Here is a 26,975-nt window from a genome sequence, read left to right on the forward strand (position 1 = left end):
CGTGAGAGGTGTTGATGGTGATACCACGAGCTTTTTCTTCTGGTGCGTTATCGATCTGGTCGAATGCACGAGCAGAACCACCGTAGGTTTTAGCCAGAACGGTAGTGATTGCAGCGGTCAGCGTTGTTTTACCATGGTCAACGTGGCCGATAGTACCGACGTTAACGTGCGGTTTTGTACGTTCAAACTTTTCTTTAGACATCGATTGTCCCTCTAAGACACGGATAAATCGGTGATATCACCACATCAACCAGGCGAAATGCCTGAATTGTTGAATACAGTAAAATTGAAACAGAGAGAAACGGGAAGGAGAAGTGAAGTGGTGCTGATACCCAGAGTCGAACTGGGGACCTCACCCTTACCAAGGGTGCGCTCTACCAACTGAGCCATATCAGCACGTATTGGAGCGGGCAGCGGGAATCGAACCCGCATCATCAGCTTGGAAGGCTGAGGTAATAGCCATTATACGATGCCCGCATCCTGAAACTCGGCTACCCAGTTCTTTCTGTAACAAAAAAAGAGATTTCTCTCTTTTTCAGTTTGAGCTGGCTAATTTTTCCAACCAGCTCCGGCGGCATTTACGCTGCCAGAAAGTGGTGGTGGGGGAAGGATTCGAACCTTCGAAGTCTGTGACGGCAGATTTACAGTCTGCTCCCTTTGGCCGCTCGGGAACCCCACCGGACTTGATGGTGCCGACTACCGGAATCGAACTGGTGACCTACTGATTACAAGTCAGTTGCTCTACCTACTGAGCTAAGTCGGCATCAAGTAGCGCGCATTCTATGGATACCTGCGCGGTCATGCAACTAAAAATTTGCATAAAACGTTCTTTCGCTCACATTTTATGCGAACGCAGCGCTAAGCGATGTAAAAGTAGCCATTCCGGGTCAAATAATCAACATACAGGCATGATTTACATCGCATACACCGTAGCGTGACGGCTTCCGCGTAACGCAGCGCTTTCCATCTTTTTTCTTATTATTCCCGCCATCTGGTGTTAACCTCCTGCCCATTGTCCAAAATTAACTGTGTGATGAGCCACGTCCCGGCAGCATAGCGCTGGCTCACTGAAGCATGCTTATGAGCAAAAAAGAGCAAACGTTAATGACGCCTTATCTTCACTTTAACCGCAGCCAGTGGGCTGCCCTGCGTGATTCCGTCCCTATGACGCTGACGGAAGGTGAAATCGCACGGTTAAAAGGGATAAACGAAGATCTGTCCCTGGAAGAGGTGGCAGAAATTTATCTCCCCCTCTCTCGCTTGCTTAACTTCTATATCAGCTCCAACCTGCGCCGTCAGGCGGTGCTGGAGCAGTTCCTCGGAACCAATGGTCAGCGCATTCCTTATATCATTAGTATTGCGGGCAGCGTGGCCGTGGGTAAAAGCACTACCGCACGCGTGCTGCAGGCGCTGCTGAGCCGCTGGCCGGAACACCGCAGCGTTGAGTTGATCACCACCGACGGCTTCCTGCACCCGAATGAGGTCTTAAAAGAACGCGGGCTGATGAAGAAGAAGGGCTTCCCGCTCTCTTATGATATGCACCGTCTGGTAAAATTTGTCTCTGACCTGAAATCTGGCGTGCCGCACGTCACGGCGCCGGTCTATTCACACCTGATTTACGACCGCATCCCGGATGGGGATAAAACGGTAGTCCAGCCGGATATCCTGATCCTTGAAGGTTTGAACGTGCTGCAAAGCGGCATGGACTATCCTCATGACCCGCATCATGTGTTCGTTTCGGATTTCGTCGATTTCTCTATCTATGTTGATGCGCCGGAAGATCTGCTGCAGAACTGGTATATCAACCGCTTCCTGAAGTTCCGCGAAGGGGCATTCACCGACCCGGACTCCTATTTCCACCACTACGCTCAGCTTTCTGAAGAAGAGGCGATTAATGTGGCCAGGGGGCTGTGGAATGAGATCAACTACGTGAACCTCAAAGAGAACATCCTCCCGACGCGCGAGCGTGCGAGCCTGATCCTCACCAAGAGCGAGAAGCACGCCGTCGACCAGATTCGCCTGCGAAAATAGTCAGGCAGACATAAAAAAACCGGCTTCGCGCCGGTTTTTTTCGTTATGCGTGCGGCTTCTCGCCATTTTCATCCTGATCGACCGCAAAGCAGGCGACCAGCTGACCGCCATAATCCTTCAGCTGCGGCTGAAGCTGGGTGCACGGGCCAAAGCGGCGGCTGCAGCGCGCGTTGAAGGCACACCCCGGCGGCGGATTCAGCGGACTTGGCAGTTCACCCGTCAGCTTAATGCGCTCGCGACGATCGTCCGGGTTCAGACGCGGCGTCGCAGACAGCAGCGCCTGGGTGTACGGATGACGAGGATTACTAAAGATCTGCTCTTTGGTCCCCTTCTCCACGCAGCGCCCCAGGTACATCACCATCACTTCATCGGCAATATGCTCCACCACCGACAGGTCGTGAGAGATGAACACATAAGACAGCCCCAGATCCTGCTGGAGATCCATCATCAGGTTCAGCACCTGCGCGCGCACGGACACGTCGAGCGCCGAAACCGGCTCATCGGCAATCACCACGTCCGGGTCAAGCATCAGCCCGCGGGCGATGGCGATACGCTGACGCTGGCCGCCGGAGAACATATGCGGGTAGCGATCGTAATGCTCGGTTTTGAGCCCAACCTTCGCCATCATCGCCAGCGCTTTTTCACGGCGCTGCTCTTTGCTCAGATTGCTGTTAATCAGCAGGGGCTCTTCCAGGATCTGTCCCACTTTTTTACGCGGGTTCAAAGAACCGTACGGATTCTGGAACACAATCTGGATTTTCTGGCGGCGCAGCTTCTGCGCCTGCGGGTCGTGCTTGAGCAGATCCTGGCCCTGATAATAAAGCTCACCGCCGGTCGGGACTTCAATCATCGTCAGCAGACGGCCCAGCGTCGATTTCCCGCAACCTGACTCCCCCACCACCGCCAGCGTTTTACCGCGTTCGAGGTTAAAGGAGACGCCGTCCAGCGCTTTCACCAGGCGCTCAGGGGCAAAAATCCCCTTTTTCACCGGGTAGTGTTTTTTCAGGTCGATGGCCTGCAACAGCGGCTGCTGCGTGGTGGCCTGTTGCGTACTCATAGTGTTGGCCTCCCGGCATCATCGAGTGGGTAGTGGCATTTTGACTGTCGACCGTCGGCCAGCAGATTCAGCTCTGGCTCCTCAACGCGGCATTTGTCCGTGGCATACGGGCAGCGCGGATTAAGCAGACAGCCCTGCGGACGGTCGTATTTGCCCGGAACCACGCCCGGCAGCGACGCCAGACGCGCTTTGTCCTGAGCAAACTCCGGCAGCGCGCGCAGCAGTGCCTGCGTATACGGATGACGCGGCGCGCGGAAGATATCGTGCGAATTTCCGGTCTCAACCACCTGGCCCGCGTACATCACGATGATCTTGTGTGCCGCTTCGGCCACCAGCGCCAGATCGTGCGTAATCAGCACCAGCGCCATGTTCTCTTTCTGCTGCAACTCCAGCAGCAGCTCGATGATTTGCGCCTGAATGGTCACATCCAGCGCCGTTGTCGGTTCATCCGCAATCAGCAGTTTTGGTCGACAGGCAATCGCCATGGCAATCATCACGCGCTGGCTCATCCCACCGGAAAGCTGGTGCGGGTATACGTCCAGCCGCGATGCCGGGTCAGGAATACCCACCTGGTTCAGCAGGTCGATCGCGCGCTGGCGACGGGTTTTCTTGTTACCACCCTGGTGCACCTTAATCGCTTCCATAATCTGGAAGCCGACCGTGTAGCACGGGTTCAGGCTGGTCATCGGATCCTGGAAGATCATCGCCACTTCGGCGCCCACCAGCTGGCGGCGCTGTTTCTCAGAAATGCGCTTCAGGTCCTGACCGTTGAACTGCAGGTTTTCCGCCATCACGCGGCCCGGGTAATCAATCAGCCCCATGATTGCCAGTGAACTCACCGACTTACCGGAACCGGACTCCCCGACGATACCAACCACTTCGCCCTGATTGACGCTGTAGCTGATGCGGTCCACGGCGCGAAACGGGGTGCCTTCGTCGCCGAAGTGCACCGATAATTTATCTACATTTAATAACGCCATCTCGTGCCTCTTACTGCTTCAGTTTGGGATCAAGCGCATCACGCAGGCCATCACCCATCAGGTTAAATGCCAGCACCGTCAGCAGGATTGCCAGACCCGGGAAGGTGACAACCCACCAGGCGCTTTGTGCGAACTGCAACACGTCGGAGAGCATGGTGCCCCACTCCGGTGTTGGCGGCTGCGCACCCATGCCCAGGAAGCCAAGAGCGGCCATATCAAGAATGGCGTTAGAGAAACCGAGCGACGCCTGAACGATCAGCGGCGCAAGGCAGTTAGGGAAGATATTAACGAACATCTGGCGCATCGCACCGGCACCCGCCACGCGAGAGGCGGTGACGTAGTCGCGGTTCACTTCCACCAGCACCGCCGCGCGTGTTAATCGCACGTAGTGAGGAAGCGCCACGAAGGTCAGCGCCAGGGCGGCGTTACCGATCGACGGGCCGAAGATCGCCACCAGCACCAGAGCCAGCAGCAGGCTTGGCAGTGCCAGCATGATGTCGACGATACGCATAATGATGTTATCAACGATGCCGCCGAAGTAACCGGCAACCAGGCCGAGGATGATCCCCATAATCAGGGAGAGCACCACCACCAGACAGCCAACCAGCAGCGACAAACGCGCGCCGTACATCAGACGCGACAGCACATCGCGGCCCACATCATCGGTACCCAGCAGGTGCGCCAGACTACCGCCGTCCTGCCAGGCAGGAGGTGCCAGCAGCGCATCGCGGAACTGATCCGCCGGGTTATACGGCGCCAGAAAGTTCGCAAACACCGCAATCAGGATCATGATAGCGACATACACCAGCCCGACTACCGCGCCTTTATTGCGCTTGAAGTAGTGCCAGAACTCCTGCAGCGGCGTCATTGGAACCGGTGCAGCAACAGCTTTGTTTTCAGAAACCTGTGACATGATGGCCCCTTACTTCTTATGACGAATACGCGGGTTCACCACGCCGTACAGCAAATCGACCAGCAGGTTGACGAGGATAATCATCGTCGCGACCAGCAGCACCCCACCCTGCACCACCGGATAGTCACGGCGTTGCAGCGCATCAATCAGCCAGCGTCCGAGGCCCGGCCAGGAGAAGATGGTTTCCGTCAGGATCGCCCCCGCCAGCAGCGTACCCACCTGGAGGCCGATAACGGTCACCACCGGCAGCATGGCGTTACGCAGCGCGTGGACGATGATGACGCGCATGCGGGTTAAACCTTTGGCGCGCGCGGTACGGATGTAATCTTCACCCAGCACTTCCAGCATGGAGGAACGGGTCATACGCACGATCACCGCCAGAGGAATGGTGCCCAGCACCATGGCAGGCAGGATCATGTGCGCGACGGCATCAATGAAGTTGCCCTCCTCGCCCCAGATGGCCGTGTCGATCAGCATAAAGCCGGTTAACGGATTGGTATCATCAAGGAAGACCATATCGCTGACGCGTCCGGAGACCGGCGTCAGGTTCAATTGCACCGAGACCAGCATGATCAGCATCATGCCCCACCAGAAGATAGGCATGGAGTAACCGGTCAGCGCCAGACCCACGGCGGTATGGTCGAAAATAGAGCCACGCTTAACGGCAGCCAGTACCCCAACAGGAATACCCACCGCAGTGGCGAAAATCATGGCGCAGATGCCAAGCTCCAGCGTCGCTTTAAAACGCGGCACGAACTCGTCCCACACCGGAAGACGGCTTTTTAACGAAATCCCTAAGTCACCGTGCATCACGCCCCAGATATAGTGGAGGTACTGCTGCCACATCGGCTTATCGAGGCCGAGTTCAGCCAGCAGCTGCGCATGACGTTCAGGGGAGATACCACGCTCACCCGCCATAATCATTACCGGGTCGCCGGGGATCATATGGACGAAGGCAAAAGTGAGAAGGGTGATACCGATAAACGTCGGGATAACAAGTCCCAGACGTCGGAGGATGAACTGCAACATAACCCGGATTCTCTCTGATGACGCACGGCCAGTGGCGTGACGTCTGTATTGCTCACAAATCTTATTCCCTCCCCTTTCAGAGAGGCAATAAAGCACTGCTGCCGGGTGGCGCTACGCTTACCCGGCCTACATACCGTAGGCCAGTGCAAGCGCAGCGCCGCCTGACGTTGCTTTTAATTATTCAACCGATACGTTTTCGAAGTGGTGTTTGCCCAGTGGATCAACCACGTAGCCCTTCACTTCTTTACGCACTGGCTCATACACGGTGGAGTGAGCAACAATCAGCGCCGGAGCCTGATCGTGCATAACAACCTGAGCCTGCTTGTAGAGTTCAATACGTTTGTTGTGATCGTCGGTCGCACGCGCCGGCTGGATCAGGTCTTCAAACGGCTTGTAGCACCAGCGAGAGTAGTTAGAGCCGTCTTTCGCTGCCGCACAGCTGAACAGGGTGGCGAAGAAGTTGTCCGGATCCCCGTTGTCACCGGTCCAGCCCATCATTACCGCCTGGTGCTCACCCGCTTTGGCGCGCTTCAGATACTCGCCCCACTCGTAGGTCACAATCTTGGCCTGAACGCCAATTTTCGCCCAGTCAGCCTGGACCATTTCCGCCATACGGCGTGCGTTCGGGTTGTACGGACGCTGTACCGGCATCGCCCACAGCTCGACGGTAAAGCCTTTATCCTGGCCCGCTTCTTTCAGCAGCGCTTTCGCTTTCTCAGGATCGTAACTGTAGTCCTTAACGTCGTCGTTATAGCCCCACATGGTTGGTGGGATCAGGTTCTTGGCAGCAACGCCCGCGCCCTGGTAAACGGCCTTGATGATCGCTTCTTTGTTCACCGCGTAGGTCAGCGCCTGACGTACTTTCACGTCATCAAACGGTTTCTTCTCGGTGTTGAAGGAGAGATAGCCTACGTTCAGGCCCGCCTGCTCCATCAGGTTGATGTTCTTGTCCTGCTTCATGCGCGCGATATCTGCCGGGTTCGGGTACGGCATCACCTGGCATTCATTTTTCTGCAGTTTAGCGTAACGTACGGACGCATCAGGCGTGATGGAGAAGACCAGACGGTCGATCTGCGGCTTGGTGCCCCAGTAGCCCGGGAAGGCTTTATACAGAATACGGGAGTCTTTCTGGTACTGCAGCAGCTGGAACGGGCCGGTACCGATTGGGTTCAGGTCCACTTTTTCCGGCGTGCCGGCTTTCAGCATATTGTCCGCATACTCTTTAGAGAGAATAGAGGCGAAGTCCATGGCCAGGTCAGCCAGGAATGGCGCTTCCGGACGGGTCAGCACGAACTGAACGGTTTTATCGTCTACTTTTTTCACTTCGGCGATCAGGTCCGGCAGACCCATCCCTTCGAAGTATTCGTAACTGCCGCCAGACACTTTGTGGTACGGGTTCTGGGCGTTTTTCTGACGGTCGAAGGAGAACACAACGTCGTCGGCGTTAAAGTCGCGCGTTGGTTTGAATTCTTTGCTGTCCTGCCACTTCACGCCCTGGCGCAGGTGGAAGGTATAGGTTTTGCCGTCTTCGCTGATGTCCCACTTCTCGGCCAGACCCGGAATCACTTCCGTGGTGCCGGTTTTGAATTCAACCAGACGGTTATAGATCGGTACAGAGCTTGCGTCGTAAGTCGTACCAGAGGTAAAGAGCTGTGGGTTAAAGCCTTCCGGCGAGCCTTCAGAACAGTAAACCAGGGTTTTTGCCTGTACGCTTGCTGCCACGGTCATAGCCACCAGGCTCAGACCAAGCTTCAGCATCCCTGACTTCTTCAAGGAAATACTCATTATTCTGCTCCAATGTGATGTTTTGCTTTGTTGTGTTACGCCGCCAGACCTTTATTTATTTTTTACCCGGTCCGGTCGGAGGTGCCCGAAGGCGTTAAAGGGATGGAGAATCCTTTCAGAAGAGCGTTTGAGTTGCAGCGCAGATCGTCCCTGAAATGCCCCTCATGCCCTACAATCTGTCAACAGAATGTGAAAACGTCAATACAGGTGACGGGGATTTGCGCCGAGTGTGAGAAACCGCAAACAAAGATTAAAAAAACCCTGAACGCCAGTTTTCAGCAGGGAAATTTATGCTACTCGCCAACTTGCAGCACAAATATCTTCATATTTCGCAACAATCAGTGATTAACTTTTATTCAGAATGGGTAAATTTTCTTGCAGAATGGTGATTATCTGAGCACTAAATACCGCGAACGTTAAAACGCACAGCGAAAAATGCTGAGGTTATCCATAAGCAACGCGAAAAAAGATCAATCTATATATAAAAAAATACAATGGATTATGTCACAAAATCGTTAACAGGCAGGAAGAAGCGGGGATAAGGGGCATTTTACTGAATCAGGATGAGTAAGCCGTTAATGCAAAAAGGGCTAACCTTGCGGTTAGCCCTTTTCAGAATGTGGTCGGCGAGAGAGGATTCGAACCTCCGACCCACTGGTCCCAAACCAGTTGCGCTACCAAGCTGCGCTACTCGCCGAATGCGGAGCGCATCTTACTGCTGAGGTGCGCCCCCGTCAATCCCTTATTTTCAAAAAGCCATTCAACTGGCGATATTCTCGCCAGAGCAGCTACTGCGCGGCTTTTGCGGTGTTATCAGGGAGTTTACACCAGTTGTTGTTTTCGTTAATCCCACCGTTCGGTGAGGTATAGCCGAGGCAACCCATAATGGTGTCGTACAGCTCAACGTGACGACGCGGCACCTTCATTTCCGCCTCTTTCTTAAGCTGAGCAAACATCTTCGCTTTCTCCGGATTTTCAAGATACTTATCCGACATCCACATGATCATCGGCACGCGGAACTGCTCCGGCGGTGCCAGCTTGCGCGGCGTACCGTGCAGGTGCTCTTTCTCATTAATGGACTCACCGTGGTCTGCGGCGTAGATAACAATCGCTTTTTTATCACGCAGCTGGTCAATCACGCGGCTCAGGAAGGTATCCACATACAGTACCGAGTTATCGTAGGCGTTGATCAGCTCCTGCTTGCTGCAGTCTTTATTAATGCCTACGCACTCAGGCTGCCATTTCGCGAAATCGCGCGTGTAACGCTGGTAATAACTGTAATGCGACCCTTTGGTATGCAGAATGACGAGATGTTTGCCCTGCGGGTGATTCTTCAGAGACTGGGACATCTCCTCAAGCAGCAGCATGTCGTCAACGTTTTTCCCGCGGTTGCGAGGCTCGGCACCTATCTGCTCACGATACGCGATGTTATCTGCCAGCGTGTTGGTGTAGAACCACATCTCACTTTGCATGGCGAACAGATCGGAGCTAAATCCAAGCTGCTTCAGCACGGCAAAGACGTTTTGCTCTTTGAGGGTACGCTGCGGGTTATCGCTCGCCCCGCCTTCACGCACAAACATACAGCGCAACGAGAGCTTCGTGGCGGTATCGCAGGAATAGCCGCGGTAAGCCACCAGATTCTTCTCCTGCGCCAGTTTCGGCGTGGTATCGCGGTCATAACCGAGGATACCCATATGATCCCAGCGCGTCGTTTCACCTATGACAAAGACTACGTAAGTATCATCCAGCCCGTCAGCCGGCGCCTGGTAGGTGAACTTTTTGGTCGGGTTAATCAGCGATTTCACATCGCTGGATTCGTCCGCCTGCGCCCAGGCGTAAAGACCTAACGCGGACAGCCAGTTGGACGGCAGATACGAGTTAGCCACCACGCCGCCATAGCTCGGCATATCCACGCCCGTTGCTTTTTCGATCCGTTTTTGCTGTTTTTCCATCAGGCGAATCGGCGCCCACACCAGCAGGCCCGCCAGCAGAACGACGGCGACGTTGCGGATGCGCTGTCCCCGGGTACGCAGCTGGCGTAACAGGGTATAACGGCAGGTATTACTCCAGATAAAGAAGAGCGGGATCAGGCAGGTCAAAATCGTCCATATGATGAACCCTTGACCCACCACCTCTTTCGAGAGGTCGATGTCCGTGGTCATCACTGAGGCAACGATACCGTAGCCAATGACCACGTTCATAAATGTCATGTAATAACTTGCGGCGGCAGAGATAATCACCACCAGCGAGGCCAGAATTTGCCATGTACGTCGGCCAAAAAGTGAGAGCAGGCGTAACAGGAAGAATGTGGCGAGGATGGAGCCGAACACTTCAATCGCGGCAAAAATTCCATTTCTTACGGTGAGGTGCTCAAAATAACCTTCCACTCTTCTGAACAGCACCGCGCCATTCAGAAACAAACCGATATAGACAGCCAGCATCAGACACAAACGTTGCTGGGTAAGAGACCTAATATATTTCATGCAAACAACCCTGGGGGAAGGGGTATAAAGACCCGCCGAATCTCAAACAGAAAGCGGACAGAGTAAGTAAATGCGTCAGGAAGCGTTATGAGAAACGTCTACAAGCGCGGTAAGTAGACCACAGCGGGAGAGAAAAGTGGCAGCAGAGAGTGTGATCGAGGAAGATTTTTACAAAAAAACCGCGTCTGGAGAAGCCGTACGCTGATGCAACCCCGGAAAATGGGCAAAGGGCCAGCGAACTGGCCCTCGGTGATTACTCGTATACCACGCTAAAATTCACCGTCGCATTTGCCGCGCCCACGGTGGCATCCGGTTTAACAGGCACGTAGCTGGCGATATAGTTCAGCTTGTTCGTACCATCAAACCAGATGGTATGCTCCACGGGCGTAGAATCGGTACTGGAGGGGAGCTGCTGTACCCCGCCCGACGTTTTAATTTTTAACGCCACGCCCGTCGCGCCGCCGCTGTCCAGGGCAAAGAGTGAAGCGTTTGTCGCATCTGGCGTACCGTCCATCGTGACGTAGGCCTTAGTGGCATACGCGCAGTCTTTCAAGCCGATGCTAAAGCTTTTCTGGTTAAGCTCTTTACCCACTTTTACCGGGCGCTGGAGCACCACGGTATCCATATCGACGTCAATACTGTCGTTTTCCAGCTCGCAGGTGGCCGCCTTAATGGTGATGGTAAAGTGGATATCCCCTGCGGAACCGATATTTACCGGCGCCGCCATCGCTGATGCGGTGAGCAGCAAACACGCTGGCAAAAACGCATTCATTGTTTTCATCCGGCTTACTCCACATCAATACGCATGGTGGCGATCCCTTCGAACTCCCCGGCGGCCGGCAATTTGCCGGTGGTGCTGATGGGGTAAGCCGAAATTTTCGCCGAGGCAGTGCGGTGCGTCTCGTCAACAAGAGTCGTTACGCTCAGCTCCTGATTCGCGTTGATATCATTAGGCACCAAAATCTTACCGTTTTCGCCTTTAATAACGGCACCAATATCCGGGTTCCCCATGTCGATAGCGTTCGAATCATTGGCGTTTGGCATGCCCTCAATATGTAGGAAGATCTTTACGCCATCGGAAATATTGGTGCATTTAAACTGCAACTCTTTGGTAAAAATCGTCGCGTTCTTGGCAATTTGGCCTTTGCGATCTTTAAAATCACTGGCCTTAAATTCACCAAAGGGGATTTCAAGCGTGCTGCCGCTGGAGAGTTCGCAGCCCTGAGGGACAGTAATTTGACCACTCAGATATACCGATGCCATTGGTGTTGAACCGTACACGTTTGCCTTTTTTGAAGCATATAACTCTGCTATCTTTGTTGACGGAATGTCTAACTGACCAACAAAAGGTTTGTTTATATACAATGACATCGCCCCAGTAGCTCCCGTAACAAATGTTAAAGGAGCGCCATCTACATCGCAGGCACCTCTGCCATTACCTGCCAGCACATCCAGATTAGTAAATGGCACTGCAGAGAGCCCATGTCCACCAGCAACCCATATTTTTGCATTTATCTGAATATTGTTATTAACAACGTAATACTGATCTGTTCCTTCTGTATGCCCTGGCGTTAACGGTGATTTTGCTGAATAGTAAATTGCCATCCCTTCAGTACCTGGTGGACATTCACAAGTAGCCTGATAGCCACCCGATAAAGACCAGCTATAAAAATCAGGAAATATACTCCCGGATACATTTCGTGATGTGTCAGTTATTGTTTGGCTGATATTGGCAGAAAATTCATGTGTGCCACCATTAGGCGAACACGGTCCCCAGTCTGCCGCAGCCATGGCCTGCCCGGCAAACAATGCTGACCCACCCAACAGGCCAGCAATCGTAATTAACTTTTTCAACATAATCGTATCCTTCCCTGTTACCGGCAGACGGCATTCGCCATCACCACGCCGGTATTATCCTGTTGTTCCGGTAGCGTAAACGCCACGCGGCATTGCTGTGCCTGGTCTTTACCCCAGTTCACCTGGAGCGCACCTTTCTCCGGCATCCCGCTGATATAAAGCTGGCCGTCTTCACCCACGATACTGCTGGACTCTTTTTTGGTATCCAACAGCGTGGCGGTCGCACCAAACGGTACCGCTTTGCCATTCGCCTGCGTCAGGTTCATCAGCACGCGATAGCCCACGCGGGTGTCGAAACGCGCCCGGACAATCGCGCCGCGCGTCGGCACGACGTTGACGGAGGCGGTGTCCAGGTCAACCTGGCTGTTCAGGCTGTCGCTTCGCAGTGAGACTTCCGTTTCACGGTACGGCGTGAGGTACGGCACCACCGCGTTACCCATCCAGTCCACTTCCACACCGCCGTTGTTAATAACGTGCGCACCGCGTGCGCCCGGTGCAGAGATAATGGCCATCGACTCGCCCAGCGGCTGGGAAAGCGTAACGCCTTCACTGTGGGCAATCACGCCGCCGCGCAGGCCGTAGTTCACCTGCTGACCATCACGGTTGTAGTTGTAGCCCAGGCTGGCACTTCCTACGCCGCCCTGGTAATCCAGGTTCACGCTGCCGCTGTTACCCTCGCCGTTGCTGCCGTAGCCTTCCTGCACGCTATAGTTCAGGTTGCGGTCTTCCAGCACGGCACCGCTGACGCCCAGCTGCTGGTTTGTGCGGCCATGCTGATCGGTGGTGAGATGGTAGTTACTCCATGCACGTCCCAGCGGAATCGACATGGAGAAGGACAGCAGACGATCGCTCTCATCCCACTCCGGGCTTTTCGTCCAGGTGTAGGCAATGCTGTAGTTCACGCGACCAATACGGCCGTTATAACCGGCATTTAGCGAACGCTGCTTACCTTCATCGTTCCAGTAGTCCTGCTGCGTGACGTTGAAATAGACCGAGCCCCAGGTGCCCAGCTGTTGCGTCACGTTGCCCTGGATCTGGCTACGCTTGTGGTACTGGCTATACGAGCTGTCCGCATCGCTACGGACATCCGTCGCTTCCTGGAAGGTGTAATAGCCGCTGGTCGAATACTTGTAACCCAGCAGACGGAAATCGGTGCCGCTGTTAAAGCTCTTGGAGTAGAGGAAGCGATAAGACTGACCTTCCGAACTATCGTCATTGGCCAGGTTGCTTTTCGCCTGGGTTACGTCGATGGAGACCGCACCGATATAGCCGAAGTTTTTACCTAATCCCCCCGCCAGTGAGTAATAGTTTTCCGAGAAGATCGAACCACCGTAAACGGTAAAGCCGTACGGCAGACCGTACATGGCGTCCAGCTGCCCGAACTTCGGCTCGGCGCTGCTGTAGTTCCCGGCGCGGTATTCCCCGGCAGAGAGGCTGTACTTGAGATGGCCTTCACGCTGAAGGATCGCCACCGCGGAGAACGGCTGAACAAACTTCTGCTCGCTGCCGTCCGCCTCTTTAATGGTGACCGTCAGGTCGCCGCTGTTCGAGGTTGGGTACAGATCATTAATTTCAAACGCGCCTGGCTGAACAAACGTACGGTAAATCACGTAGTTGTTCTGCTCAACGGTAACTTCGGCGTTGCTTTTGGCAATACCGCGGATAACGGGCGCAAACCCGCGCTGACTGTCAGGCAGCATTTCTTCATCAGAGGTTAGCTGCGCGCCGCGCATCTGAACGCTGTCAAAAATATCACCGGCTGTGGAGGTATCCCCTAACGTCAGCTGTGATTTCAACGGCACAATGGCACGGCTTAACGAGGTGCCGATGTTATCCCATCGGTTATTGCCATCGTTTCGCGTCCAGGTGCTGTAGTTACGTAACCGCCACGCCCCCAGGTTCACGCCGCTGCGCAGGTTCAGATAGTAACTGTCGCTGTTATAGCTGGAATCGCTGTCATGCGCGTCATAGCTGGCGTTGCTGCCGGTGAAGTTATAATCCACCAGCAGGGCATTCACCCCCTCGTCCCACTGTGATTCCGGCACCGTACCGCGCGCGGTCTGCTTCATCGCGGCCTGCGGGAAGCTCATGATTAACGTCTGATCCGCAAAATCGAAATGGCTGGCGGCCTGAGGAATAATGTCATCAAAAGCGACGCAGGCTTCCGGCGGCGCCATTTTCAACGCCGGGAAGCTATCAATGCGCACGCCCATATTCTCAAGCTGCACGCGGCTTAAGCACGGCACCAGGGACTCACCCATTTTTGCGCGCTGCGCCTCTGTCGCGGCCTTAAACTCCAGGGTGCGCGACTCCATTTTTTTATCGTTGACCACTACCGACACGCGGTATTTACCCGGCAGCTGTTCGGCTTTATTGGATTCATACATTGAAAGGTCAACGTGCTGATCAATACCCGGCACATCCTCCAGAAAGCGCGGGTTAAATGTTCCCGCATAGGCGGGGAGCGTACCCGCGATCATCAGCGCAAGCGCAGAGAGCGGGAAACGCGGGGTCTTATTGACCAGAGGAAGATGCGTCCATGGCATAGTAATAAACCTTTAAAACGTGTTAATTAACGCGCTGTGTAAGCATGTCGCCAGCCGTACCGAAGTCATTAATAATGTTGTATTTAACTTCGCTTACCTTGCCGGAGTTGGCTGGCAGTTCAATATTTAATGAGCCTTTCGCCGGAACCATTCCCGCTTTCTCAATTTCGCGGCCGTTGGCATAAAATTTATTAAACGTCAGGTTAAAGGCGGATGGGTTTTCCACTTTGATCTGGTTAGCCCCTGCACTTGTAAACTTCAGTTTGCTCCAGCCGTCCATGCTGTTGCCTTTCAGGCCCGCCGGGCGATAGAACAGTTTTAAGCGGGTACGCACGGCAATTTGCAGCACGTTTTTATTCTCTGCGTTTTCACTTTTGGCAGGAATCGCCTTCACGTTAACCCAGTAAACAGATTCACGATCCTGCGGTAACGTATTAGACGTATTCACAATACGTAAGACGTTATTTTTCGTCGGGCTTAATTTAAATAATGGCGGGGTGATGATAAATGGCGTCTTTTTATTACCGCTAGCATCATCAATCCATGACTGGATAAGGAATTCATCCGTGGTACTTTTATTATTGACCGTCAGAGAAGCTTCCTTTCTGCTGCCGTCATAAATAACGCGCGTGCTGCTTAATGCCACGCCGCCTGCAAAACTGTTTTGAGCAATCAGCGCCAGCGCCAGTGCTGCGCAAGATATCAAACGTGAGCGGTTCATGATTCTCTCCCTGAGTCTCCGCTGGAAAAAATGGCAACGGGGTTTCCGTTGCCATTGTGATTGTCTGTATTAACGAAAATTCGATTATTCGTAGGACAGGTTGAAGTCAACTTCTGCGTTGCCGTAACCGGTAGTTACAGCAGCTTTGGTCGCAACGTAGTTAGCGGTGTAGTACAGCACGGTCTGGCCAGCAGACAGCGTGGTGGTGGATTTACCGCTGTTCATATCAACCAGCTGGTTTGCGTTGTCGTAGATACCAATGCCCACGCCAGATGCTGCGCCTGCTTCAGTGCTTACAGAAACCAGTTTCGCGTCGTCTGCATCCGCTACGCCATTGAAGCTCACGTTAACTTTGGTTTTGCTGGAAATATCGCAATCTTCCAGTTTGATCTGGAAAGGTTTGGAAACAGACTTGTCGCCAACCGCTTTGAAGACTGATTTCTTAACCTGACCCAACACAACTTCCTGGTTCTGAGTGTCAGTAGAAACTACGCATGGCGCGTCAACGATTTCGCCAGTGAATTTGATGGTGCCGTCACCAGACTCAGCCGCGAAAGCAGAAGTGGAAACAACAGCGAGAGCAGACAGTGCAAAAATAACCTTTTTCATTAAAAACTCCATTTATGTCGAGAGATGACAGAACGCATCCTTAGGAATAACCTGCATTCTGTGAGGGAATGGAGTATATAGAGCGAAAATCAGATTTTAAAATTAGAATAAATAAAGCTAATTTTCAGGTGAGCTTAAAAATAAGAAAAATCATAAAGCTATAAAACAACGGGTAAAAACACCCTTTTCATTAGGAATAAATCAATATAATTGATTTATTATTTTTGCCAATTCATAAAGCAGCGTAATGCTTCGCCATATTTATCCGCCGTTCCTTATGTTACAATTAATTACGTTTTTATGCTAAATAAAAAAAGCGCCCTCGGGCGCTTTTTTACAACGGGTGCATCAGGCGTTACGCATGCGCTTCGCTTAACATCTCGCGCTGCGGCTGGCGAATCGTCGTGGACAGCGCCAGGGAAATTATCAGCAAGGCAAATATCACGCAGAAGGTCACGTAGAACCCGCCGAACAGGGAAGCAATCAGCGAACCGCAGATACTGCCGATCCCGAAGCCGAGATAAATGACGCCGTAGTTTTTCGCCAGATTGTTGAGGCCGAAGAACTCGCTTACCAGCGACGGGAAAACGGTAATGGTGCCGCCGAAGTTAAAGGCGACGCAGGCAATCGCCGCAAAGAAGGTCGCCTCGTTCAGCGGAGCAAACAGCAGCGCCGCCATGCCTACCAGAGAGATGACCTGCCCCAGCGTAATCACGCGGATGCGGGCGATTTTGTCAGACAGGATACCGAGCACCAGACGACCCGAGAGGTTAGCAATGGAGATGACCGTCACCGCATTCGCCGCCGTCGCGGCATCCAGTTTTACCATCCCCTGCGCGATATCTTTTGCCACGCCGATGACATACAGACCGCTCATGCATGCCGTCAGGAACATCACCGCCAGCATCCAGTACTGCGGTTTACGCATGGACTGCGCGAGGGTGAAATCATTCTCCACCACGCCGTTAACGGTTTTCACTTCCTGCTGCGGGGCATCTTTCATCAGCGTGGCGCCAAACAGAATCATCACCAGGACAATAGCCCCCCAGATCATGAACGTTTTTTCGAGGCCAACGGACGCCAGCAGTTGAGAGTCGATAAATTTAAAGCCAAGGCTGCCCAGGCCATAGGAGCCGATAGCAAACGCGGAGATTAAGCCTTTACGCTCCGGGAACCACTTCACGCAGTTCGACAGCGTCAGCAGGTAACCTGCGCCGTCCGCCAGCCCCACCAGCACGCCGGCGCTCAGCCACAGCATCATCAGGTTGCTGGAATGCGCCGTCAGGAAAAAGCCCAGGCCCAGCAGAATGCCGGAGGCCATGGTCACGCGCTTCACGCCGAAGCGTTCCTGAAGTTTGCCCGCCACGGAAGAGGAAATCGCTAATCCAAGACTCAGTAAGCCGAAGGAGAATGCCACCTGGCTTATCGGCGCGCCGATCTTATCAGACAAGGCGCTGTTAAACAGACTCCAGGTATAGACCGAACCCAGTGCGAACTGGGTGATGATGGTGCCGAATAGCGTCAGCCAGCGCGTGCGGTTATAGGTTGAGGTGTTCATGGCAGTATCCTGCAAGAGAAATTAAGGAAATTCGCTGAGGACACGATAAACAAAACCCCAAAACGCCAGGGGTAAAACGGCATGAAATGCAGGAGAAACGGAATGAAATGCCTGGAAGCGGGAATGAACGACCTTGCCGGAGAAGAAAACGTTTAAAGGTGAGTGACCACTATCACCACACCCCTCGCCGTTATTGTATTAAATATGTTACCGCAGCGTTTAAAAAACTAACAACCCTAAAATTTGGCGCTTAAGCCCAGGGTATATAAATATTCTTCCTCCGACTGCTGGTTGTAACTGATCTTCGCCCAGGGGTGTAAATCGCCGTACTGGGTATCAACACGCCACCCCAGCGAGTTCACGCTGGCATGCCAGAGGGGTTCGGTAAGCGACTGCGCGGTGGTTGTATCACTAAACGTATTTACCGTTGAGGGTGGAGTGCCCTCTGTGCGCCACGCCATGACCGGCCCGGTTGTGATATGCCCCGCCACGGGAAAATTCCAGCCAACGCTCAGAACGGTTTCCGCATCCGACCCGGATGGGTCGTTCAGCGCAAAGCCCGCAGCATTCTGCGAATGGTTAATACGCTCCGCGAGAATATCTTCATAACGAGGTTGGTGATCGGCGTCCCATGTATAGCGTTCTGTCGTATTACTTTGTGCATCTGAAACGATATATTCCTGTTGCCACGCAAAAGCGGTGTTACATATAAGCAGGCAGGCTGAAACGCCCACCAGGCCAGAAGCAGCATGGCGACCACTGATTTTTTTTATCATCATCAAAGCGACTCCAGAAAGAGCCGAGTTCGGCGATATATGTCATTGTTCGAAGAGGTATTGGGCATATAGCCCTGTATTAACTATTGTCTCTTTAGCAGACACGTCAAGCCGGGCAGATTGAAATTTTTGCGTTTATCGTATCAGGAAGGGAGATGACCTATGCAACGTTGCGGTTGGGTAAGCCAGGATCAGCTTTATATCGATTATCACGACAAGGAATGGGGCGTACCGGAAACCGACGGTGAAAAACTGTTTGAAATGATTTGCCTCGAAGGCCAGCAGGCCGGTCTGTCGTGGATCACCGTTCTGAAAAAGCGTGAGAACTACCGCAACGCCTTCCACCGGTTCAATCCGGCTGCGGTAGCCGCCATGACCGACGACGACGTGGAAAGGCTGGTTCTGAATCCCGGTATCATCCGCCATCGCGGTAAAATTCAGGCCATTATCGGTAACGCGCGGGCTTATCTGGCGATGGAGCAAAACGGCGAACCCTTCTCAGCATTTGTCTGGTCGTTTGTGGATAACGAGCCGAAGGTGACGCGGGCCGCCACGCTTGCAGATATCCCAACTTCGACCCCCGCCTCGGATGCCCTGTCGAAAGCGCTGAAAAAACGCGGCTTCAAGTTTGTGGGCACCACCATCTGTTACTCCTTTATGCAAGCCTGCGGGCTGGTCAATGACCATATTACGGGCTGCATCTGCCACCCGGAGGGCAACCATGATCCGCAAATGGCACAGTGAGAATACCGCTCAGCTCCTGAGACTGTGGCTTGAGAGCACCACCGAGGCGCATCCGTTTATCGACGCCGACTACTGGAAAGCGAACGAAGCGCTGGTGCGGGATGAATACCTTCCCGCCGCCGAAACCTGGGTCTGGGAGGAGAACGGCACGCCGCGCGGTTTTATCAGCGTCATACAGTCGCAGTTTGTGGGGGCGCTGTTCGTTACGCCAGCGTATATCGGAAAAGGCATCGGGCGCGCGCTGCTGAACCATGTTCAACAGCGCTTCCCGCACTTAACCCTGGAGGTGTATCAGAAAAACGTCCGGGCGGTGAATTTCTATCATGCTCAGGGCTTTCGCATTGAAGACAGCGCCTGGCAGGATGACACCCAACACCCGACGTGGATCATGAGCTGGCAGGCGGATCAAACGCCGTTAAGGTAAGCGCCGGGCCCTGATATTTCTCTACCCAGGCCAGCGCCGTGTTCCCTGCGCAACCATTCCCCAGCTTCGAGCTGGGGAGATCTTTGGTCAGCACGTTAACCGCCCCGTTTTTACAGATCCCACCTTCGGTGGGCTCAAGGTCGGGCCATGCGCCCTGATGAATACAGATCACGCCTGGCTTAATCCCGTCGCTGACCACCGCCCCTGCCAGCACCTGTCCACGTGCGTTCCAGACGCGCACCACGTCACCGTCCGCAATCCCACGCGCTTTGGCGTCAAAAGTATTCAGCGTAATTGGCTCCCGCCCGGCGACCGCATACTGCTCGCGCAGAGAGGTGTAGTTAAGCTGACTGTGCAGACGATGCGCCGGATGGGCAGACAGCACCTGCAGTTGCTCCGGCTGAGCGTTGCCGTGCCACTCGTCCGGCTCCAGCCACGAAGGGTGTGGCGGACAATCGGCATATCCAAAGCTGGCGATGCGCTCGCTGTAGATCACAATCTTGCCGCTCTCGGTTTTCAGCGGATGGTTTTCCGGGTCGCGACGGAAATCGGCGAAACGGACAAATCGGGCGTTCTGTTCGCTTTCCGGCATTTCGAGAATCTGGTTCGCCTCCCAGAATTCAGCAAATGGCGGAAGCGTCACGCCCTGCGCCGCACCGCGCTGTCCGGCGATCTGGTAGAAACTCTCCAGCCACTGCAGGTCATTTTTCCCTTCGGTAAAGCGTTCGCGACCGCCCGCTTCCCAGAGCTCGCTCAGTTCAGCAAACACGTCAAAATCATCACGCGCTTCATCACGCGGGGCCACCACGCGCTTCATCGGCACCATATGCTGGTTGCTGTAATCGCCGGTCATGGTGAGATCGTTACGCTCAAACGACGTGGTCGCCGGCAGCACGATATCGGCATGTTTGGCCGAGGCGGTCCAGAAGCACTCGGAAATCACCACCAGCTCCGGCTTTTGCCAGGCGCGGATCAGGCGATTGGTATCCTGATGGTGCGTGAAGTTTGCCCCGCCCGCCCACCAGACAAACTTAATGTCCGGGAAGTGGCGGTCCAGACCGTTATGCTGATAAAAACCGCCCGGGTTTTCCAGGGCTTCAACGATTCGTGCCACCGGGATTTTATCCACGGCATCCACGCCGCCCTGCACCGAGCCTTGCAGGGACGCCAGCACCGCCGCTTTACGCGTTGGGTTACCGCCGTTCGCAAAATGATAGGAAAGACCAAAACCGCCGCCCGGCGTACCAATCTGTCCTAGCATCGCGGCAAGCGTCACCAGCATCCAGTGTTTCTGCTCGCCGAACTGCTGGCGCTGCATCCCCCAGCCGGACATTAACATCGTGGTATTTTTACGGAACAGTGCCGCCAGTTCGCGGATTTTAGCGGCTGGAACGCCACAAATTTCCGCGGCCCACTCTGCCGTTTTCACTACCCCATCAGATTCGCCCGTCAGGTAGTCGGCGAATTTGTCGAAGCCGGAGGTGCACCGGGCGAGGAAATCGCGGTCGTGCCAGCCGTTCTCCACCAGCGTATGGGCGATACCCAGCATCATCGCCACGTCGGTGCCCATATGAGGAGCAATCCACTCGGCGCTGTCGCCGAAGAAATCCATGGTTTCAGAACGCATCGGATCAATGCAGATGATGCGTTTGCCGCTTTTGCGCAGCGCGTCGAAATACCCCATCCCCTGCTCGTCGCTGGCATTCCAGGCAATTTTCAGCGTGTTCAGCGGGTTGGCGCTCCACAGCACCACCACGTCGGAGTGCTGCAGCACGAGCGGCCAGCTGGTCTGCTGCTGGTACACTTCGTTTCCTCCCACGACGTACGGCATGATCGCCTGCGCCGCGCCGGTCGAATAGTCTCCCAGATGACCGGTATAGCCCCCGGCCAGGCTCATGTAGCGCTGCAGCAGGGTCGAGGCCTTGTGCAGCACGCCGTTCGAGCGCCAGCCATAGGAGCCGGCAAAAATGGACGATGGGCCATAGCTGTCGCGAATGCGCTTATGCTGCGTATGGATCAGCGCCAGCGCATCGTCCCAGCTCACGCGAACAAACTCATCCTGACCACGGATCCCCTGCAGCTTATCCGGCGAGGCCAGAAAACCTTTGCGCACCATCGGCCAGCGCACGCGCGTTTTGCTGTGCACCTGATCGCGTACGACGGTCTGTAACGAATTGGGATGTTGCGTTGGCAGTGCCCCACGGGACGACAGAACATTTTCGCCATCGGTTTCGACCAGCATCGGCCCCCAGTGGGCGGCGGTCAGAATGGTTTTTGTTGAGGTGCTCAAGCGTGCGCTCCTGGTTGCGTGCAGGTTTACGGCCTTCTCGTTGAGGCCGTTTATGGTTTGTCACAAATTTCAGAGTTATACCCGGAATTTTCTCCGTATCTGGACGTCATAATCAACTGCCACGCTCGCCGTGGCAAAGAATAAAAAGGATTAAGGAAAGAAGATGAAAAAACGCGTACTCGTTATTGCCGCTCTGGTGAGCGGTGCACTGGCTGTTTCAGGCTGCACAACCAACCCTTACACCGGTGAGCGCGAAGCGGGTAAATCCGGAATCGGCGCAGGTATCGGCTCGCTGGTCGGCGCAGGCGTTGGGGCGCTCTCCTCCTCCAAGAAAGACCGCGGCAAAGGTGCGCTGATTGGCGCAGCGGCAGGTGCGGCGCTGGGCGGCGGCGTCGGTTATTACATGGACGTGCAGGAAGCAAAACTGCGCGACAAAATGAAGGGAACCGGCGTGAGCGTCACCCGCAGCGGCGATAACATCATCCTGAACATGCCGAACAACGTGACCTTTGACAGCAGCAGCGCCACGCTGAAACCTGCGGGCGCGAACACCCTTACCGGCGTGGCGATGGTGCTGAAAGAGTACAACAAGACCGCCGTGAACGTGATTGGCTACACCGACAGCACCGGCAGCCAGGATCTGAACATGCGTCTGTCTCAGCAGCGTGCCGATTCCGTGGCCAGCTCCCTGATAACCCAGGGCGTTGAAGCAAACCGCATCCGCACCAGCGGCATGGGCCCTGCCAACCCTATCGCCAGCAACAGCACGGCGGAAGGTAAAGCGCAAAACCGTCGCGTAGAGATTACGTTGAGCCCGATTCAGTAATCCCCGAGGGAGAGGGCCGGGGTGAGGGCAACAGACCGCACACCCCGGCATGAACCACTTGCCATCGTTGATTTTCCCGCTAAGGTATTCTCACTAAATTCAGGGAAATCAGTGATGAGCAAACCAGCCCGGGCCACCATCAGCGACGTGGCGAAAGCCGCCAAAACCGGTAAAACCAGCATTTCGCGCTACCTTAACGGCGAGAAACATCTGCTGTCCGACGCATTGCTGGCGCGAATTGAACAGGCCATTGCCGATCTCGACTATCGTCCCAGCCTGATGGCGCGCGGGCTCAAACGCGGTCGCACCCGTTTGATCGGCCTTATTATCGCCGATATCACCAACCCTTACTCCGTCAACGTCCTCAGCGGTATCGAGGCCGCCTGCCGCGAGAAGGGCTTCACGCCGCTGGTCTGTAATACCAACAACGAAGTCGACCAGGAACTGCACTACCTCGATCTGCTGCGCAGCTACCAGGTGGAAGGGATTGTGGTTAACGCAGTAGGCATGCGTGAAGAGGGCCTGAACCGCCTGCAGCAGTCCTCCCTGCCAATGGTCCTCATCGACCGTAAAATCCCGGAATTCGCCTGCGATGTCGTCGGGCTGGATAACACCCAGGCAGCCACAACCGCGACCGAGCACCTGATCGAACAGGGCTTCGAAGCGATTCTTTTCCTGAGCGAACCGCTGGGCATGGTAAATACCCGACGCGACCGCCTGGCGGCATTTCGCGCCACGCTTGCGCGTTATCCCGGTGCGATCGCCGAAAATGCCGAAACGCCGCTTCACGAAGCCGACCAGATCGACAACACCCTGCGCCAGTTCCATACCCGCCATCGCGGGATGCGCAAAGCCGTTATCTCCGCCAACGGGGCGCTGACGCTTCAGGTCGCCCGCTCGCTCAAGCGCATTGGCCTGCACTGGGGCAGCGATATCGGTCTGCTGGGCTTTGATGAACTGGAGTGGGCGGAGCTGGCTGGCGTAGGTATTACGACCCTTAAACAACCCACCTGGCAGATTGGCTATGCCGCTGTAGAACAAGTGATTCGTCGTATTGAAGGCACCCGCGATGCCGTACGCGAGCAGGTCTTCTCCGGCGAGCTGATCGTTCGCGGCTCCACCGCCCGTTAATTCCCCCTTGTGATAGCGATCATAAATTCGACATCCTGATCTTTTCTTTGGAACCGGTTCCATCTAGCGTAATAGTATTCATATGTTGCGATGGAGTCCGAAGATGGGCAGGAAAATCATGGTGGTCACCGCCGCGTATGGCGCGGAACAGGTGCGACAGGCAGGCGGTCAGCGGGCGATGCTCCCCGTTATTGCAGGCGCAGGGGCAGACGGCGTGGAGATCCGCCGCGAACTGTTTAACAGCGAAGAGCTGCTGGCGCTGCCTGCACTGAGCGAATCCATCGAGCTAATGGGTCTGCTGGCGTGCTACTCCGCGCCCGCCGCCCTGTTTATGCCCGACGGCACCCTTAACCCGGACCTGCCCCGCTATCTCTCTGAGGCAAACACCCTTAACGCCCTGTGGCTGAAGGTTTCCCTCGGCCATTTCAGCGACACACAGCCTCTCGAGGCCCTGCGCGCCCTGCTGAATGCCAGCGGTATGGCGCTTGTTGTGGAGAACGATCAGACCGACTGCGGGCAGCTCGCGCCCATGCGGCGCTTCCAGGCCGCCTGTCGGGAAATGGCGTTGCCCGTCACGCTGACCTTCGACATGGGCAACTGGCTGTGGGTCGGCGACTCCCCCGAAGAGGCCGCACGTCACCTGGCCCCTGCGGTGAGCTATATCCACGTTAAAGCCGCCGTGCCGCATAAAGATAACTTCCGCGCCGTGGCGCCGGACCGCGCAGACGCGCGCTGGCTGGATCTGCTCGGCCAGCTGCCTGCAGATGCTCCGCGCGGTATTGAGTTCCCGCTGGAAGGGGCGGATTTAACCGCCGTTACCCGTCATTACGTCAACCTGCTGCGCGAGGAGTAAATCATGCACAAGACGCTGGATGTCATCACGATCGGCGAGGCTATGGCGATGTTTGTCGCGACCGAAACGGGCGAACTGAGCGCGGTAGAGCACTTTATCAAACGCGTAGCGGGCGCAGAGCTGAACGTCGCGACCGGCCTGGCGCGTCTCGGTCTGAACGTCGGCTGGGTCAGCCGCGTGGGAGATGACAGCTTTGGCCATTTCGTTCTCGACTCGCTGAAAAAAGAGAATATTGATGCCGCAGGCGTCACCCTGGACGGACGCTTTCCTACCGGCTTTCAGCTTAAATCGAAGGTCGAAAATGGAACCGATCCCATCGTGGAGTATTTCCGCAAAGGTTCGGCTGCAAGCCATCTCTCAACGGAAGATTACCACGCCGGCTATTTTGCCTCCGCGCGCCATCTGCACCTGAGCGGCGTGGCGGCGGCGCTCTCTGACAGTTCCTATGAACTGCTGGACCATGCGGCAACGACCATGAAGTCGCTGGGCAAAACGATCTCTTTCGATCCGAATTTGCGCCCGGTGCTGTGGAAAAGCGAAGCGGAAATGGTCGAGAAGCTGAACCGCCTTGCGTTCCAGGCTGACTGGGTTCTGCCGGGCCTGAAAGAGGGGATGATTCTGACGGGTGAAAATACGCCGGAAGGCATTGCTGATTTCTATCTGAATCAAGGGGTAAAAGCGGTGGTGCTGAAGACCGGCGCCGATGGCGCATGGTTCAAAACGGCAGACGGCGAACAGGGCGCGGTCGCGGCGGTGAAGGTTGAGAACGTTGTCGACACCGTCGGCGCGGGCGATGGCTTTGCCGTAGGCGTCATTAGCGCCCTGCTGGAAGGCAAACCGCTGCAGCAGGCCGTCGCGCGGGGCAATAAGATTGGCTCGCTGGCGATTCAGGTGCAGGGCGACAGCGAAGGATTGCCAACGCGAGCAGAGCTCGGCGTTTAAATTCCCTCTCCCGCGAGGGAGAGGGCCAGGGTGAGGGCAGCATGCCACACCAAATAATTAAGCCACCGTGTACCCTACAGACAACGGCGGTAACAACCTCAACAACAGAGGCAAGCCTATGAACAGTTCGACCAATGCAGTAAAACGCTGGTGGTACATCATGCCAATCGTGTTTATCACGTACAGCCTGGCGTACCTCGATCGTGCCAACTTCAGCTTCGCGTCCGCGGCGGGGATCACCGAAGACCTCGGCATCACCAAAGGTATTTCATCCCTGCTGGGTGCCCTTTTCTTCCTGGGCTACTTCTTCTTCCAGATCCCCGGCGCGATTTACGCGGAACGCCGCAGCGTGCGTAAGCTGATCTTCATCTGTCTGATCCTGTGGGGCGCCTGCGCGTCACTGACCGGCGTGGTGAACAATATTCCTGCCCTGGCCGCCATTCGCTTTATTCTCGGCGTCGTTGAGGCAGCGGTCATGCCGGCGATGCTGATTTACATCAGCAACTGGTTTACCAAATCTGAACGTTCACGCGCGAACACCTTCCTGATCCTCGGTAACCCGGTCACCGTACTGTGGATGTCGGTGGTCTCCGGCTACCTGATCCAGTCCTTCGGCTGGCGCGAGATGTTTATCATCGAAGGGGTACCCGCAATTATCTGGGCATTCTGCTGGTGGGTGCTGGTAAAAGATAAGCCTGCCCAGGCGAAGTGGCTTTCCGAAGATGAAAAAGCGGCGCTGCAGGCGCAGCTGGATAAAGAGCAGCAGGGGCTGAAGGCGGTACGCAACTACGGCGAAGCGTTCCGCTCCCGCAACGTTATCCTGCTCTGCGCGCAGTACTTTACCTGGAGTATCGGCGTGTACGGGTTTGTGCTGTGGCTGCCGTCGATTATCCGCAGCGGCGGCGAGAACCTCGGCATGGTGGAAGTGGGCTGGCTCTCTTCCGTACCGTATCTCGCGGCGACCATCGCGATGATCGTTGTCTCCTGGGCGTCGGACAAGCTGCAAAACCGCAAGCTGTTTGTCTGGCCGCTGCTGCTGATTGCCGCTTTCGCCTTCATCGGCTCGTGGGCGGTGGGCGCGAATCACTTCTGGGCCTCTTATACCCTGCTGGTGATTGCCGGTGCCGCCATGTACGCCCCGTACGGTCCGTTTTTTGCCATCATCCCGGAAATGCTGCCGCGTAACGTCGCGGGCGGTGCAATGGCATTGATTAACAGTATGGGCGCGCTGGGGTCGTTCTGCGGATCCTGGTTCGTCGGCTACCTGAACGGTGTGACCGGCAGCCCATCCGCGTCGTACATCTTTATGGGGGTAGCGCTTTTCGCCTCCGTGTGGCTTACTTTGATTGTTAAGCCTGCTAATAATCAACAGCACCTCGTCGGCGCACGCCACGCCTGAATCCTTAAAAATCAACGGAGA

General features: G+C 55.1%; 23 protein-coding genes and 5 tRNA genes. 8 read left to right on the forward strand and 20 right to left on the reverse strand.

All coding sequences use genetic code 11. The annotated features are described in order from the left end of the window. The 5 genes from ACMWL8_RS16155 to ACMWL8_RS16175 all read right to left on the reverse strand — a co-directional run. Nucleotides 1-202 (reverse strand): GTP-binding protein (locus ACMWL8_RS16155; RefSeq protein WP_016946120.1); only part of this gene is annotated, 202 nt, incomplete at its 3' end. Nucleotides 203-320: 118 nt separating this feature from the next. After that, nucleotides 321-396, reverse strand: a tRNA-Thr gene (locus ACMWL8_RS16160). Between the two features lie 6 nt (nt 397-402). Beyond that, nucleotides 403-477: transfer RNA gene (locus tag ACMWL8_RS16165), tRNA-Gly, on the reverse strand. Between the two features lie 117 nt (nt 478-594). Next, nucleotides 595-679: transfer RNA gene (locus tag ACMWL8_RS16170), tRNA-Tyr, on the reverse strand. 8 nt (nt 680-687) lie between these two features. After that, a tRNA-Thr gene (locus ACMWL8_RS16175) sits at nt 688-763 on the reverse strand. A 317-nt stretch (nt 764-1,080) separates the two neighbouring features. On the opposite strand from ACMWL8_RS16175, the gene coaA reads away from it, so the two are divergent. Next, a complete protein-coding gene (coaA, locus tag ACMWL8_RS16180; protein WP_032644951.1) occupies nt 1,081-2,031 on the forward strand; it encodes a type I pantothenate kinase in 951 nt (316 codons plus the stop codon). Between the two features lie 43 nt (nt 2,032-2,074). On the opposite strand, the gene dppF is transcribed toward coaA, so the two are convergent. The 14 genes from dppF to ACMWL8_RS16250 form a co-directional block, all read right to left on the reverse strand. Continuing rightward, on the reverse strand, nt 2,075-3,088 hold the full coding sequence (gene dppF / locus ACMWL8_RS16185) for a dipeptide ABC transporter ATP-binding subunit DppF (RefSeq protein ID WP_045260007.1): 1,014 nt from the start codon (nt 3,086-3,088) through the stop codon (nt 2,075-2,077). After that, entirely contained in the window at nt 3,085-4,068 is a 984-nt protein-coding gene (gene dppD / locus ACMWL8_RS16190) for a dipeptide ABC transporter ATP-binding protein (RefSeq protein WP_041911597.1), read from the reverse strand. The genes dppF and dppD overlap by 4 nt, the downstream gene beginning before the upstream one ends. A gap of 10 nt (nt 4,069-4,078) precedes the next feature. After that, the gene (gene dppC / locus ACMWL8_RS16195) at nt 4,079-4,981 is read right to left on the reverse strand and encodes a dipeptide ABC transporter permease DppC (protein WP_028015093.1); all 903 of its coding nucleotides are present in this window, start codon (nt 4,979-4,981) and stop codon (nt 4,079-4,081) included. Between the two features lie 9 nt (nt 4,982-4,990). Further along, nucleotides 4,991-6,010: a dipeptide ABC transporter permease DppB gene (gene dppB / locus ACMWL8_RS16200; protein ID WP_028015092.1), complete on the reverse strand. Its 1,020-nt coding sequence runs from the start codon at nt 6,008-6,010 to the stop codon at nt 4,991-4,993. 177 nt (nt 6,011-6,187) lie between these two features. Then, nucleotides 6,188-7,795, reverse strand: coding sequence for a dipeptide ABC transporter periplasmic-binding protein DppA (dppA, locus tag ACMWL8_RS16205; RefSeq protein WP_028015091.1), 1,608 nt, complete (start codon nt 7,793-7,795; stop codon nt 6,188-6,190). A 620-nt stretch (nt 7,796-8,415) separates the two neighbouring features. Further along, nucleotides 8,416-8,492 (reverse strand) — tRNA-Pro (locus ACMWL8_RS16210). A gap of 91 nt (nt 8,493-8,583) precedes the next feature. Beyond that, nucleotides 8,584-10,278 (reverse strand): kdo(2)-lipid A phosphoethanolamine 7''-transferase, encoded by a 1,695-nt coding sequence (gene eptB, locus ACMWL8_RS16215; RefSeq protein ID WP_045260008.1) that lies wholly within the window; start codon nt 10,276-10,278, stop codon nt 8,584-8,586. Nucleotides 10,279-10,531: 253 nt separating this feature from the next. Further along, a complete protein-coding gene (lpfE, locus tag ACMWL8_RS16220; protein WP_045260009.1) occupies nt 10,532-11,059 on the reverse strand; it encodes a long polar fimbrial protein LpfE in 528 nt (175 codons plus the stop codon). A 5-nt stretch (nt 11,060-11,064) separates the two neighbouring features. After that, nucleotides 11,065-12,135, reverse strand: coding sequence for a long polar fimbrial protein LpfD (gene lpfD, locus ACMWL8_RS16225; RefSeq protein WP_045260010.1), 1,071 nt, complete (start codon nt 12,133-12,135; stop codon nt 11,065-11,067). 17 nt (nt 12,136-12,152) lie between these two features. Then, nucleotides 12,153-14,681, reverse strand: a complete 2,529-nt coding sequence (lpfC, locus tag ACMWL8_RS16230; RefSeq protein WP_045260011.1) for an outer membrane usher protein LpfC — start codon at nt 14,679-14,681, stop codon at nt 12,153-12,155. A gap of 22 nt (nt 14,682-14,703) precedes the next feature. Next, nucleotides 14,704-15,402, reverse strand: coding sequence for a long polar fimbrial biogenesis chaperone LpfB (gene lpfB / locus ACMWL8_RS16235; RefSeq protein WP_045260012.1), 699 nt, complete (start codon nt 15,400-15,402; stop codon nt 14,704-14,706). Nucleotides 15,403-15,486: 84 nt separating this feature from the next. Then, on the reverse strand, nt 15,487-16,011 hold the full coding sequence (gene lpfA, locus ACMWL8_RS16240; protein WP_045260013.1) for a long polar fimbrial major subunit LpfA: 525 nt from the start codon (nt 16,009-16,011) through the stop codon (nt 15,487-15,489). Nucleotides 16,012-16,366: 355 nt separating this feature from the next. After that, on the reverse strand, nt 16,367-17,569 hold the full coding sequence (locus tag ACMWL8_RS16245; RefSeq protein WP_045260014.1) for an MFS transporter: 1,203 nt from the start codon (nt 17,567-17,569) through the stop codon (nt 16,367-16,369). Nucleotides 17,570-17,805: 236 nt separating this feature from the next. After that, nucleotides 17,806-18,348, reverse strand: coding sequence for a lipase (locus ACMWL8_RS16250; protein ID WP_045260015.1), 543 nt, complete (start codon nt 18,346-18,348; stop codon nt 17,806-17,808). Nucleotides 18,349-18,507: 159 nt separating this feature from the next. Here ACMWL8_RS16250 and tag point away from each other — a divergent pair, with 159 nt between their 5' ends. Together tag and ACMWL8_RS16260 are read left to right on the forward strand one after the other, a co-directional pair. After that, complete coding sequence (tag, locus tag ACMWL8_RS16255; RefSeq protein ID WP_045260016.1) at nt 18,508-19,089, forward strand: DNA-3-methyladenine glycosylase I; 582 nt, start codon at nt 18,508-18,510, stop codon at nt 19,087-19,089. Beyond that, nucleotides 19,067-19,513: an N-acetyltransferase gene (locus ACMWL8_RS16260; protein WP_028015086.1), complete on the forward strand. Its 447-nt coding sequence runs from the start codon at nt 19,067-19,069 to the stop codon at nt 19,511-19,513. Before tag ends, ACMWL8_RS16260 begins: the two co-directional genes overlap by 23 nt. Here the strand turns inward: ACMWL8_RS16260 and ACMWL8_RS16265 are convergent. Continuing rightward, on the reverse strand, nt 19,476-21,755 hold the full coding sequence (locus ACMWL8_RS16265) for a molybdopterin guanine dinucleotide-containing S/N-oxide reductase (RefSeq protein WP_045260074.1): 2,280 nt from the start codon (nt 21,753-21,755) through the stop codon (nt 19,476-19,478). The two genes, ACMWL8_RS16260 and ACMWL8_RS16265, sit on opposite strands and share 38 nt — an antisense overlap. A gap of 211 nt (nt 21,756-21,966) precedes the next feature. On the opposite strand from ACMWL8_RS16265, the gene ACMWL8_RS16270 reads away from it, so the two are divergent. The 5 genes from ACMWL8_RS16270 to ACMWL8_RS16290 all read left to right on the forward strand — a co-directional run bounded on the left by ACMWL8_RS16270 (nt 21,967) and on the right by ACMWL8_RS16290 (nt 26,954). Continuing rightward, the gene (locus ACMWL8_RS16270) at nt 21,967-22,629 is read left to right on the forward strand and encodes an OmpA family lipoprotein (RefSeq protein WP_008502762.1); all 663 of its coding nucleotides are present in this window, start codon (nt 21,967-21,969) and stop codon (nt 22,627-22,629) included. Nucleotides 22,630-22,743: 114 nt separating this feature from the next. Further along, on the forward strand, nt 22,744-23,760 hold the full coding sequence (locus tag ACMWL8_RS16275) for a LacI family DNA-binding transcriptional regulator (RefSeq protein ID WP_028015084.1): 1,017 nt from the start codon (nt 22,744-22,746) through the stop codon (nt 23,758-23,760). 103 nt (nt 23,761-23,863) lie between these two features. After that, nucleotides 23,864-24,613 carry a sugar phosphate isomerase/epimerase family protein gene (locus ACMWL8_RS16280; RefSeq protein WP_414751605.1) on the forward strand — a complete coding sequence of 250 codons (750 nt, stop codon included), beginning with the start codon at nt 23,864-23,866 and terminating at the stop codon, nt 24,611-24,613. A gap of 3 nt (nt 24,614-24,616) precedes the next feature. Further along, nucleotides 24,617-25,555 (forward strand): sugar kinase, encoded by a 939-nt coding sequence (locus ACMWL8_RS16285; protein WP_045260018.1) that lies wholly within the window; start codon nt 24,617-24,619, stop codon nt 25,553-25,555. Between the two features lie 118 nt (nt 25,556-25,673). Continuing rightward, a complete protein-coding gene (locus ACMWL8_RS16290) occupies nt 25,674-26,954 on the forward strand; it encodes an MFS transporter (protein WP_028015081.1) in 1,281 nt (426 codons plus the stop codon). Nucleotides 26,955-26,975 lie beyond the last annotated feature (21 nt).

Origin of the sequence: Enterobacter sp. 04-C-12-SI-ECC (genome assembly GCF_047530715.1) — a bacterium.
Classification (GTDB): domain Bacteria; phylum Pseudomonadota; class Gammaproteobacteria; order Enterobacterales; family Enterobacteriaceae; genus Enterobacter; species Enterobacter bugandensis.